The organism is Paenibacillus hunanensis, assembly GCF_014645615.1.
Lineage (GTDB): Bacteria > Bacillota > Bacilli > Paenibacillales > Paenibacillaceae > Saccharibacillus > Saccharibacillus hunanensis.
Map to the genome: position 1 here is coordinate 106,805 of NZ_BMMB01000011.1, position 12,821 is coordinate 119,625.

Here is a 12,821-nt window from a genome sequence, read left to right on the forward strand (position 1 = left end):
TATTATCCCAACCGCTGTCTGGCATCTGTCGCACGTTTCAAAGCTTGACCGATAAAGTTAATTGCCAGAATAAGAACCAAAATCAGCAGCGATGCTGGTAACCACATCCACCAGTAGTTCTGTAAAATGTTCGGGTCAGTTGCGTTACTGACAATTGTACCCAAACTTGGTGTACCGTCCGGAAGACCGAAACCGAGGTAGGACAAGCCTGTCTCAATACCGATATTACCAGCCAGGTTGAGCGTCATGTTAACGATGACAATGGAGCTAAGGTTAGGCAAAATACCAAACGCAATAATTTTCCAGTTTGGCGTACCTAGCGTTTTGGAAGCCTGTACATAGTCCAGTTCTCGCTCAGCAAGCACTTTAGCGCGAATTAGCCTTGCTTTGCCGACCCAGAGGAAGGCGGTCATAATCCATATGAATGCCCATATATCATACTTTGGCACAATCGTAACAAAGACGATAACGAGCATTAGAAATGGCAATACAAGCACGAAATCAATAAAACGCATGATCACATTATCGATTATTCCACCGAAAAATCCAGCGATCAAACCAATCGTCAAGCCAATTGCTGCAGCCAATATGGTAATCATAAAGCCAATTGTAAAGGAGTTACGTGCCCCCAATACGACCTGACCGAAAATATCTCGACCAGCAAGGTCTGTACCGAGCCAGTGATCGCTACTTGGTGGCGCCTTAATCGACATCAGATCGACCTTGGTAACAGCTGCCTGATCAATAAAGAAGGTAGAACCGTAAATTGCAATCAAAAATATAATTAAAAACACCAGTGAACTCATTGCCAGCTTATCTTTAATTAATTCCCTGCCCAGAATCGACCAACTGGATGGTGACTTTTGAATCGTTTCAGCAGGAGCAAATGTTTCTGCACGCATTCCCATACTCAGTCTCTTCCTCCGTTCATGTTCAGATACCGGGATGATCTATCCCGTTATGGTAATCTTCGCGTGTTAGCTAATCCGAATACGCGGATCGACCCAGCTCAAAATGATATCGGACAGCAATGTACCTATAAGGGCAAGCAGACCTGAGATCATAACGAGTGCTGTAACAACAGAGAAGTCACGCTGTGTAATGGATTGTAGGAACAGTTGACCCAGTCCTGGATAACCAAAGATCGATTCGATAAACAAGTTACCTGCCAGTACCGCAGTCAGGTCATAGCCCAGAAAAGCGGCGATTGGTAACAGCGAATTGCGCAGGATGTGACGAGAATATACTTTCGATTCTGGTACACCTTTAGAACGAGCTGTTTTAACAAAGTCCTTCAAACGAGTATCAATAACCTCATTGCGTAAATACTGAATGGTCGCTGTTGTACTTACAAAAGCCCCAGCAAACGCAGGCAACAACAAGTGATGAAGCCGATTCATAAAATAATCCCATGTGCCTGGCTGTACGCCGGCATCTACACTACCACTCGTTGGAAACCAGCCTAACTGGAACCCAAACACAAACACGACAACAAGTGCAAAAATAAATAATGGTGTAGCAAAGCTTAAGTACGTATAACCCGTAATAGTCTTATCGAGCAAACTGTTCTGATAACGTCCACTAAGAATACCAAGTGGAATCGAAATGATATAAGTAAGAATAAGAATAGCTACGCCAAGATAAAAGGTGTTGGCAAGACGGCTACCGATCAGATACGTTACGTCCACTTTGTGAACATACGATATACCCAGATCTCCATGGAACAAATTACCGACCCAACGTGCATATTGCACCATCGCCGGATCATTCAAGCCCATGCGCTCACGCTGTTCAGCGATCATTTGCGGGCTCAAATTAGGATTATTTTGAATCAAACCGGTCAGCGCATCACCGGGCATTGCTTTGGCTACGAAAAATACCAGTACACTGAGCACGAACAGCTGGGGAATCATGATCAGAATACGGCGAAGCGTAAATTTCCACATTATTAGTTCCCCCTTACGTTACGGTAGTGCTACCTGATGTGATGAACTGATACTTTTCAGCGCAAGCGGTTTCCCCTCTGCGTCAAGTAGTTGTTTGAGGTCATCCTGATAGGAAGACATAATCTCTCGGCGCAGCTTCGCGCTCTCCTGTCGCTGACCTGGATCGATATTCGGAATCGCCGATATCAGGCGGCGTGTGTACACATGCTGAGGGTGATCATAAATATCCTCGGTATTGCCCTGCTCGACCAGTCGTCCTCGATACATAATACCGATCTGATCACACATATGGCGAACGATACCCAGATCGTGACTGATAAATAGATACGTAAGATTGAATTCCTTTTGAATCTCTTTCATAAAGTTCAATACTTGAGCCTGTACCGATACATCCAATGCGGATACTGGTTCATCGGCAATGATCAGCTTCGGATTGAGCGTCAGTGCACGCGCAATACCGATCCGTTGACGCTGACCGCCGGAAAATTCATGCGGATATTTGAAAGCCGCTTCCGGGTTCAGACCGACACGCTCCAGCAAATCCTGAATGCGACGACGTTCTTCATCTGGACTGAGCTTTTCGAAGTTACGCAGTGGCTCGGCAATAATGTCGATAACACGCTTTCTCGCATTAAGCGAAGAATACGGATCCTGAAAGATCATCTGTATATCACGGCGCAGTGGATGCTGATTTTTATGCGCTATTCGGGTCAGATCCTGACCTTCAAAGGTTACTTTTCCATCTGTAATTTTGTTCAAACCGATAATGGCGCGTCCCGTCGTCGTTTTACCACAGCCAGACTCACCAACTAAACCGTATGTCTTTCCTGGCTCAATGCTGATGGACAATCCATCTACTGCCTTGACATGATCGATTACACGCTGGAAAAAGCCGCCACGAATCGGGTAATGCACCTTGAGGTTATTTAGCTCCAGCAATGCCATCCAGTACGTGCTCCTTTCCTTCATCTTCAAAATGAAAATGCTGATAACAAGTGCAGCGTACCCAGTGCTCGGTACCAACCTCATTCAATGTTGGCTGCTCAGCATGGGCCGTTTGCGGAATCCACGGGATACGCTCAGAAAAGCGGCATGTACCGCGCGGGATATTTTGCAAGGAAGGGACACGTCCCTGAATCACATGAAGCTGATCCTGCTCGGCATTGGCTGCCGGCATCGAAGCAAGTAATGAGCGGGTATACGGATGGAGCGGATTGTTAAACAGTTCATATACACTGGCGATCTCGACGACTTCCCCTGCGTACATTACGACAACACGATCCGCCATTTCGGCAACAACACCAAGATCATGCGTGATCAGTACGATACCCGCTTCCGTTTCCGATTGAAGCTGCTTGAGCAAGTCGAGAATTTGCGATTGAATCGTAACGTCCAATGCGGTTGTCGGCTCATCCGCAATAATTAAGGATGGACGGCACGCGATCGCAATGGCGATCATTACGCGCTGCCTCATACCACCGGACAACTCATGTGGATATTGCTCATACACACGTTGCGGGTTAACAATGTTAACATGTTCGAGTAATTCGTAAATAAGCTTGGTCTTTTCCTTCTTCGATAACGATGTATGATAATCCAGATTCTCTTCAATCTGTCTGCCGATCGTCATCAGCGGATTAAGAGCAGTGAGTGGGTCCTGAAAGATCATACCGATCTCAGAGCCCCGAATTTTGTTCATTTGTCCGGGAGACAGTTTGTTTAAGTCCTGTCCCTTGAAGAGCAGCTCTCCTTCAATGCGTGTGTTCTTGCTATCATGCAGCCGTGTAAGAGAAAGTGCCAGCGCACTTTTACCGCACCCGGATTCCCCGACGATAGCCAAAACCTCGTTCTTGTTAATCGTTAAATCAAGCTGGTCTACAGCGGGATAATATTGATCCCTGATCCGAAAAGACACCGTCAGACCCTTGATTTGCAATACCGGTTCTGTGTTCAAAATTCTGGTTGCCCCCTCATCTCAAACTTTAACGCCATGTAAACTTACTTCATAAGATTGTTATCATTTTATATTCATAATCTTCCATAGGTCAATAAAATTTATCTTTTTTTCAATTTGGTCAAAAGATTTTAACAAAAAAGCTATCACCGTTTGTTATAACGGTGATAGCTACTGCCTATAGGCTTATCCTTATTTTACCTTATTATCCTGACTTAGCAAGGGGTTTCTTGCTTTATCTCGCTTTGAAATTTTCAAATATTGCTCCAGCTCACGACAAAGCTGCAAGATCGCTGAATGCACTTCAAATTCCTCTCGTGTTACCGGAAGATCCATTTTACTAAATTCCTCTTGAAAACGAACGAGTAACGCTTCTGTTTTGCCTGTATAATGCGGTGTCTTTACATCTTCGGCAAGCTGCTCGAAAATTCCTCCTGCTCGCGCAGCCTGCGGCATTTTACGATAGAGCTGAGATACAAGCTGCATCATATTTTGAATCGAATCCAGATGCTGCTTACGCATATAGAAGTACACGATCCAGGATTCATCGGGATGTAGAAACTGATTTTCCTGCTCACGCTTGGCAGCGACGAGTCCCTGCTCTACCTTTTTACCAGCTTCGATCACTTCCTTGCCGTCCCATACGTAACTCGGGTCCTCCAGCGTACGTGCAATCTGAGCGAACATGCGAGATAACAGATCATTAATCTCCAATCTGATTGCATGAAGCTTCGCATGTGGATTCGGCATATACGCCAGATTGACAACAGCTGCCGAACCAAGGCCGATCAGCAGCAGTGCAACCTCCACTAGCATCGCATGCATCGTTAACAGGCCGCCGTTGTAAATATGGACAACAACAACCGAGCTGGTCACAATTCCTCCACTAAAGCCTGCACGCGTAATGATCGGAAATGCAATCAGAATGTAAAGCGCAAATACCCAGTGCTGAAACCCGAATACCGAAAATAACACAAACGCACAGATCATTCCGATCAACGATGCAAAAAAACGCGCCGAGATCGTCATCAAGCTACGCTTGCGTGTCACATCCACCCCCAGAATAGCAAGCAGTGCCGCCGACATTGCACTCGGAACCCCTAACGTACTGGCTACAACGACAGCCAGCAGAGCGGCAATAGCGGTCTTGATCACACGGAAACCCATTTGTTTTTCTCTCCTTACCTGTCTTCTATCCATTTGTCTATTTGTTTAATTCATTTGAATCTGCGTTCGCATCCTACACACGTTTTCCGAATCAAATGATATGTCATTTTCATCCTACTTTATTTTCAACTATTCGACAATGTGAAAATAAGCGCAAAAACACACCTATAACGAGCTTATCCATTGCCAAAATCTGCATTACTGCCCGATATGCCCATTTTAATTTATGCAAATATTAGCTTTATCATTTCCAATTATCCTATTCAATAGAAGCAATAGAATCGATAGCCTACGCTTCATTGATAGAGTATTTATTGTCCTCATTGCCCGATATGTAACAATAATTATATGTTGCGCTATGATTCTAATGTATAAGTATCACCTATGACCTTCTTCATCGCGCAGGAATTATTGTCATAATTTCTCAGTCATTTTTTAGCTTATAGCGGTCACCTTCCACCCTTTTCTATTATTCTTTCTATTATATAGTAAGGAAGACTTTCGGATGTGCGTATCCTTTCTTGTATGCCATGCTCAAGCTCTCTATAATGCTATGTATGTAGGAATGAAAGGAGATCATTATGATTCCGACGGTAGGAGATATTTATTGCGCTTATTCCAGTCTGCTTGGACAGTATACCGCCTGTCAGGTAACAGAGCTTAAAGAGTCTGATGGCAAAAGCTCGCAAACTCTGGCTGCGATTGTGCAGCTTGATTGGTCAGGCGATACGCCGCTTCAGCATGACCAGCTGGATCAGCTCCAGCCGATGATTCGTAGCTTTTATTTTTGGAATAATGATTGGGATCATCGCTTTGTTGAAGCAGAGATTCCAGCAGATTACATACTTACAGGCAATATTCCCCCACTTGTTACAGAGCCCTGCCGCTCCTATGATACCTATTGGGATATCGGCAACAGTCTATATGAGCAGCGTAAATGGGAAGCGATTGACGAGAAACGTAGACAGCGATTTAAACAGGCATGTAGCGATGAGAGTACCGTTACCATTGCAGGCATGACGGTCAAAAAGAACACGTCTACCCTCCGTAATTTTTCACCCACCTCCGATACAGATATTGCTGCATTAGAACAGCTTTATTGCCTGACACATATTGAAATAAACCATTTTACAGCTGCGATCATCCCTTTTTTACAGCACAATCCATTTATTCTCGAATTGCATATTGACCAGCATGATATGACTGAGCTGGATTTTAGTGATACTCATCTGAATCGTTTGATTATACGGCAAGGCTCTTTACAGAAGCTCACTCTTAACAGGGAGATGGAATTTCTCAGCCTTGTTGGCGAGCAGGCAGGTGGATTACATATCGATGCGGATGGAGAAGGTCATGCACTCACACTCAGTGTGACAGCAACACCACCCGTATTAACTGGACTGAATCGGCTTCAAGCGCTGCTTATTCACGGTATCGAACAGCTAGATCTGCAAGAGGTGACTGCAACCTATCCAGCACTAAGCGAATTAAGATTATGGGGCAAGCCAGGTACACTGTCAGGCGTATCTTCTATTGCGCGTCTGGAAGCTCTGCAATTTTTCAGCACCTTCGATCTATTCGGATTCGCTGGTGACGACTTCCCTGATCCATCGCAATTACCACAGCTACAGACGCTCTGGCTCACCAGCCTCCCTGCTGACGCTGCCAAATCAATCAAGGCTCGCTATAAAAAGCTGGCAGCAACGACGCTTGATCTGGAAATTACCAAGCCACGCAAGCCCGAATGGCTCGCTGAGAACTTGAATAATCCCTTCCGCGACTGGGACGGAAGAGAGCATATCAAGCACGCAGATGCTAAAAAAGCAGCCACACTATATAAGCAATGTCTGAAAAACATTCGCGATTGGGCGCAGCACACGCATGATAGTACAAGTCTGATGTCACAGCTGACCGCGATGATCGAGATGTACACGGAAGCATTTAATACGCTGGATGCCCAATCAGGCTGTATTGATACGATCGAACGTGAAGAAATCGCTACTGCTCTCAATGAGCTACTTGATGGGCTACAGCAGCAGTTAGATGAGCAGCACGCTTCTACTCTGGAAATCGATAGGCAAGCGCTAGAACACGTGTTTGAACGTACGCGAGAGTTTTAAATGATACTACAGTATTAAAATTTAAGCTTCGTATTATTCGTGTAGACTTCTATGATTTAGCCATCACATGGATGATCTGCCTATAGATGTGATAGGACCTACTTTCAAAAAAAGAATTTTATATTGGATCAAACCATGTGATAGCATCAATCGCATGTTTCTATTCAAATCCATAACAAAAAGCTCGTATTGAACTACGCTTATTGTAGTTCAATACGAGCTTTTTTGCCTCCATAACTCCACTCTTACTCTTACTGCTCTTGCTCTTGCTCTTGCTCTTGCTCTTGCTCTTGCTCAAGAATATCTCGTGCTCTCGTCCTTCGCCACTCATTTCTCCAAACCATTCACGTCAAATGCCAAGACGTTCTGTTTAGTCCATAATCAGCTATTTCCAGGGCGAACGAACACTTACTTCAATCCATTACAGCTTATAAATATCCGCGTATTTCGCTTCCAAATAATCCGCCAGATAATCCGGATTCAGCTCTTCGCCCGTAATATCCATAATCAGCTCGGAAGGCGTTTTGCTCTTACCAAAACGATAAATTTTGTCGGTCAGCCATTCTTTGATCGGCAGCAGATTACCCGCAGCAATCCATTCTTCGAATTGTGGTAGCTCCTTACGCATCGTATGCGTCATTTGTGCAGCATACATATTACCCAGTGAATACGAGGCAAAATAGCCAAAGTCTCCACCCGACCAGTGCACATCTTGCAATACACCCAGCGCATCAGTTGGTGGCTCAATACCGAGATATTCCTTGTACTTCGCATTCCACACCTTCGGCAGATCCGCAACCGCAAGGTTCTCATTGAACAGCATTTTTTCGATTTCATAACGAATAATAATATGCAAATTATAAGTCAGCTCATCCGCTTCAATACGAATCAGTGAATTCTCCACCCGATTCGCTGCCTGATAGAACTGTTCCTTATTTACTGTGCCAAGCTGCTCAGGGAACAGTTGCTGTAGGCGATCATAGTATTGATCCCAGAATACACGGCTGCGACCCACTACATTTTCCCAGAAACGAGATTGGGATTCGTGAATTCCCATTGATGTACCTGTAGCAAGCCCTGTACCTACAAGATCAGTCGAGATATTTTGCTCATACAGTGCATGTCCACCTTCGTGCAGCGAGCTAAAGATCGCACTGAGCAGATCATCTGGATAATAGTGCGTTGTAATCCGTACATCGCCTGGATTTAAGCCTGTTGCGAATGGATGCTCACTTTCGTCGAGACGTCCTGCTTCAAAGTCATAACCCATTTGCTTCAGCAGGAACAGGCCAATCTCCTCTTGCTTTTGCAGATCATAATTTTGCTTGAGAAAATCATGCTCTGGCGTATAGCCAGACTGCTGAATCTTTTGCAGTAATGGCACAAGACGTGATTTGAGTCGATCAAAGACAGCATCCAGCTTCGCTACGGTCATATCTGGCTCATACATATCGAGCAGCGTATCGTAACGAGTCTCCTTCACACCCCAGTAATCGATAAATTCACGCTTCATATCTACAATCTCACGTAGCAGCGGCTCAAAGCCAACAAAGTCATTATTGTGCTTTGCTTCCTCCCACACCGTCTGTGCATGAGTCGTCAGGCTGGAATACTTTTGAAAACGCTCTGGTGGAATTTTGAGACTGCGATCATATTCAGCCTTGCATTCTTTGACAGAACGACGATCCACCTCACTTAACTGCTCTGCGATCTCTGGACGGGATAAAAATTCTACATATCCACCCATTTCTTCCGAAATAGACAGCTTAAACGCTTCTGTAGCCAGAATACCGATCGTTTCTGCACGAAGCTCAGCCCCTTTACGTGGTGCTCCTGTACGCAGATCCCAGCCGAGCAGACCGAGCGCTTCATAATAACTCGTAATCTTATGTACGAGCTGCTTGAATGAGTTCACTACTTGCTGTACGTTTTGTTCCATCTTATGATCTCCTTCGGCCCTTATAATGTTGGTCAATCTGATCCATGTCCCTGAACGTTGCAGCTTGCCTGCCATGACCTCATGATGATGTATGGCCAGCGCAACAAAGAGCGGATACGGTAAAGTATGTTACTGCTTGATGATACGTTTTTCAAGCCTTATAATCAATGTGACATCACGTGATATTCACTTTCCAGCGCATGACAACCTGTTGCTGCATGAAGAGTCAGATGTACTAATACATTATAGACGTATCTCAAGTCTTGCTCAGATTCCAGCATTTGGTTTGCAATTTAGCCAAAAGTATATTATTTTAATATCTGAAAATTGTGTCTGTCAGACACAATGCTTCTTGCAGCTAGCGTGAATATTTATTCATGTTAGAGAATTAAAATTCACTATGCCATCAGGCATCAATCAGGAGGAGATACTGTGGATTCCATTCATTCCATTCTTGAGCACAATGAACAATTTGTTTCGTCCAAGTCCTACGAATCATACCTTTCCAGCGGAATACCTAATAAAAAGCTGGTTGTCGTCACCTGTATGGACACGCGATTAACGGAGCTACTGCCACGTGCAATGAACCTGCGTAATGGCGATGCAAAAATCATTAAAAATGCAGGAGCTGTTATTTCTCACCCTTATGGTAGTGTTATGCGCAGTGTGCTTGTAGCGCTGTATGAATTGCAGGCAGAAGAAGTTATTGTGTGCGGTCACTATGGCTGCGGCATGGCTGCACTGAATGCAGATCATATGATTAATGAAATTAAAGAGCGCGGTATTTCTCCAGAAATCCTGACAACTTTAGAGCATTCTGGAATAGATTTGAAAACTTGGTTGCAAGGGTTTGGCGATGAAAAGAACGGGGTAATGAAAAGCGTGGATATGATTAAGAATCATCCATTACTTCCCCCCCATGTACCCGTGCACGGCATGATCATTGATCCCTCGACAGGTCAATTGGAATTGCTCGTTAACGGTTACGAACAACAAAAATCTTCCATTTAGCGGAACAGGCTGCAGGTTTGGCATTCGATATGCCAGCGATGCGATCGATATGCCGCCAGGACACAAACGATGTTTGTGTCCTTTTTATTTTGTCGTTCTCCGTTTCATTGCGCATTCAAGCAAATCCATAGATTGAATATGGGTCTTCCGTCCATTATCAAAACATACATAAAAAATATTTCAAAAAATAATAACTTTTTTGAATCCTTTTTGTTTTTCAAACGTACGGGTACATAAGTGATGTACTGCTCATAACATAGATGACAGTATTTTTGCTAAAATTTGCATATTAGTACAACAAGCACACTGTTCCACCATACCATGCAGCGGATTGGCCGATCCCTCACTGCTGGCACGAGTCTCGCTTAGCCTTTGATATTGCGGATATGTCTCCATTTTATTGGTATCTCAAGCTTTTTGAGCTGTTGTTATCTTTGCTTTAACCTTTTCCAATTATGACTATTGTTTGTCTAAATGTGTCTCGTTACTGTACGGTTTTATCATTTTTACGTGATGGTTTGTTGCGAAAGCATACAGTTGTAGTGTACACTTTATTTTAAATCGGCCGATTTGCTGCTCGAAGATAGGAGAGACTGCCTTATGAATACATTATCTTATGGTTTACTCGCATTACTTGCCCGTAATCGTTCTTCAGGCTATGACCTTATGCTCAGAATTCAACCGTTCTGGCAAGCGAAGCATAGTCAAATTTACCCATTGTTGTCCCGTATGGAGGAACAACAGCTACTTACTGCTGAATGGGTGAAACAAACCGACAAGCCAGATAAAAAGATCTATGCTATTACTCCACTTGGTGAGCAAAAGCTTCAAGAATGGATGCAGCTCCCAGCTGGCGAGCCTGTATCTCGTGACGAACTTGTTTTGAAAGCGTTCTGCCTGTGGATCACAGATCGTGATACCGCAATTGCCCTGTTCCGCAAGCGCTCTATTTTCTATCAGGAGCAGATTCATTATTTTGAGCAAGCGATTCATAAAATGTCTGATGAGAGTCATCATTTTGGTTCGCCTGACTTTGGATTGTACATTTTGCGTCACAAAGCGCTTGGTACAGCTCGTTCCAATATGGAATGGACAACCTGGGTTATTGATATGCTGAAAAATGCAGCGATTCCTGAGGTTCCATCTGAACCACAGCACCATTAATCCGATTATTGTTCTTGCTATACCCGGATACGAGTACAGCATCCGGCACCCTTTGCGAATACACAAGTGAACCAGACAGAAGTTGCATCTGCGATTGTTCGTGTTCTTGTATTGAGCATGATGCAGATCGTGTAATGCTTATAGCCTCTTTACGATATTCATGATTACAATCATCTATATCGATTATTATGGTCTACTTTATGGTGATCTAACGTTTGCTGTTCTTTTGATCAAGCAGAGCATCATTATAGCCCTCACGAGATTTTATTAAAAATTTGTGAAACGAAGAGGCTGACTGTCCGTATTACCTTTATAGAATTCCTATACAAATAAAATCCAACCTATCAGGGGGAACTTACACATCATGAAAAAAGTGCTTATGGTCTTCATGGCATTTACTGTATTCTTTGCTTCGCTCGGCGCGTTTGCAAGTGATGCAGATGCACGACGTGGTGGCGGTGGCTTTAAATCCGCACCTAAATCGTACACAACGACACCAAAGCGTTCTGATAATACAAGCGGTAGCGTAAACAGCACGAACCGTTCAAATACGGGTACTGGCGCTAACGCAACAACTGGCAAACGCGGCTTTTTCAGCGGCGGTAGCCTGTTCACAGGTCTGATGATCGGTGGTCTGGCAGGTATGCTATTTGGCGGTATGTTCGCTAATATGGGCGGCTTCGGTGACTTCCTTGGTCTGATCGTCAACCTGCTCGCTATTTATGTACTCTTTATTGCAGCTCGCGGCATTTATCGTATGATTCGTCAGCGTAAAAAACCAGCTGACCCTTACGACAGACGATAATGGCTATGCGGCTAAGCATGGACGAGATTATTAATGCAGTATGTCTGAACATTGCGGAACGCAAAGGCATCAAGCCTACCGAAGTTACGGTTCAGCTAGCCTGGGAGGAAGATACCGGCTTTACTGCTGAGGTGTGGTCACTGGGACGCAGCCAGTATCTCATCGAAAGTAATCTGTACGAAGCCATTCTGCGCTACATGTTTTCCGAATACAACGCGAGAGTATTCCGTGATCAAGTTGAGCTGATCGTGAATGATGACGAAGAAGAGATTCAAGCCATCATCCGAGATTAATGCCACATGTAACTAACCTTCCCCATTCGATTATCATATCGGATGGGGATTTTTTTGCTTGGAACATACTTTATGGAATTGCTGTATGCTGTATTTAATATATAGGCATAGATACTCATTGCACGTCCCTCCCCATACTCTCCACTACTAAGCTATATTCCAGAGCTCTCCACTTGCTCCTTGCTCCTTGCTCCTTGCTCCTTGCTCCTTGCTCCTTGCTCCTTGCTCCTTGCTCCTTGCTCCTTGCTCCTTGCTCAAAAATTATAAACTTCTCTCCCCTTAAAAAATCAACCTACACCTCACTATATAAACGAACAACTTACAATAACCCACTATCAACTACACACTGATTAAATCCTTTAATGGATCGGCTACACTTAGTTGGACAATAAAAATAAGGGCTTGTAGAATATACTCATCAT

At 44.1% G+C, this 12,821-nt stretch carries 11 protein-coding genes; 5 read left to right on the plus strand and 6 right to left on the minus strand.

Annotated features, from left to right (window positions below):
- Positions 1–2: 2 nt before the first annotated feature.
- From IEX62_RS20615 to IEX62_RS20635, 5 genes are all read right to left on the minus strand, one after another.
- Positions 3–902, minus strand: coding sequence for an ABC transporter permease (locus tag IEX62_RS20615; RefSeq protein WP_188777848.1), 900 nt, complete (start codon positions 900–902; stop codon positions 3–5).
- 75 nt (positions 903–977) lie between these two features.
- Positions 978–1,946, minus strand: a complete 969-nt coding sequence (gene opp4B / locus IEX62_RS20620; RefSeq protein ID WP_188777816.1) for an oligopeptide ABC transporter permease — start codon at positions 1,944–1,946, stop codon at positions 978–980.
- An 18-nt stretch (positions 1,947–1,964) separates the two neighbouring features.
- Positions 1,965–2,891 (minus strand): ABC transporter ATP-binding protein, encoded by a 927-nt coding sequence (locus IEX62_RS20625; RefSeq protein ID WP_188777818.1) that lies wholly within the window; start codon positions 2,889–2,891, stop codon positions 1,965–1,967.
- The gene (locus IEX62_RS20630; RefSeq protein WP_188777820.1) at positions 2,869–3,900 is read right to left on the minus strand and encodes an ABC transporter ATP-binding protein; all 1,032 of its coding nucleotides are present in this window, start codon (positions 3,898–3,900) and stop codon (positions 2,869–2,871) included. Before IEX62_RS20630 ends, IEX62_RS20625 begins: the two co-directional genes overlap by 23 nt.
- A 192-nt stretch (positions 3,901–4,092) precedes the next feature.
- Positions 4,093–5,067, minus strand: a complete 975-nt coding sequence (locus IEX62_RS20635; RefSeq protein ID WP_188777823.1) for an aromatic acid exporter family protein — start codon at positions 5,065–5,067, stop codon at positions 4,093–4,095.
- 581 nt (positions 5,068–5,648) lie between these two features.
- Here IEX62_RS20635 and IEX62_RS20640 point away from each other — a divergent pair.
- Positions 5,649–7,187: a hypothetical protein gene (locus IEX62_RS20640; RefSeq protein WP_188777825.1), complete on the plus strand. Its 1,539-nt coding sequence runs from the start codon at positions 5,649–5,651 to the stop codon at positions 7,185–7,187.
- A 421-nt stretch (positions 7,188–7,608) separates the two neighbouring features.
- Here IEX62_RS20640 and IEX62_RS20645 read toward each other — a convergent pair whose 3' ends face one another.
- Positions 7,609–9,126, minus strand: a complete 1,518-nt coding sequence (locus IEX62_RS20645; RefSeq protein WP_188777827.1) for a carboxypeptidase M32 — start codon at positions 9,124–9,126, stop codon at positions 7,609–7,611.
- Between the two features lie 432 nt (positions 9,127–9,558).
- Here IEX62_RS20645 and IEX62_RS20650 point away from each other — a divergent pair, with 432 nt between their 5' ends.
- From IEX62_RS20650 to IEX62_RS20665, 4 genes are all read left to right on the plus strand, one after another.
- Complete coding sequence (locus IEX62_RS20650; protein ID WP_188777829.1) at positions 9,559–10,137, plus strand: beta-class carbonic anhydrase; 579 nt, start codon at positions 9,559–9,561, stop codon at positions 10,135–10,137.
- A 600-nt stretch (positions 10,138–10,737) separates the two neighbouring features.
- A complete protein-coding gene (locus IEX62_RS20655) occupies positions 10,738–11,301 on the plus strand; it encodes a PadR family transcriptional regulator (protein WP_188777831.1) in 564 nt (187 codons plus the stop codon).
- 364 nt (positions 11,302–11,665) lie between these two features.
- The gene (locus tag IEX62_RS20660; RefSeq protein WP_188777833.1) at positions 11,666–12,106 is read left to right on the plus strand and encodes a hypothetical protein; all 441 of its coding nucleotides are present in this window, start codon (positions 11,666–11,668) and stop codon (positions 12,104–12,106) included.
- A gap of 5 nt (positions 12,107–12,111) precedes the next feature.
- A complete protein-coding gene (locus IEX62_RS20665; RefSeq protein WP_188777850.1) occupies positions 12,112–12,399 on the plus strand; it encodes a YxcD family protein in 288 nt (95 codons plus the stop codon).
- Positions 12,400–12,821 lie beyond the last annotated feature (422 nt).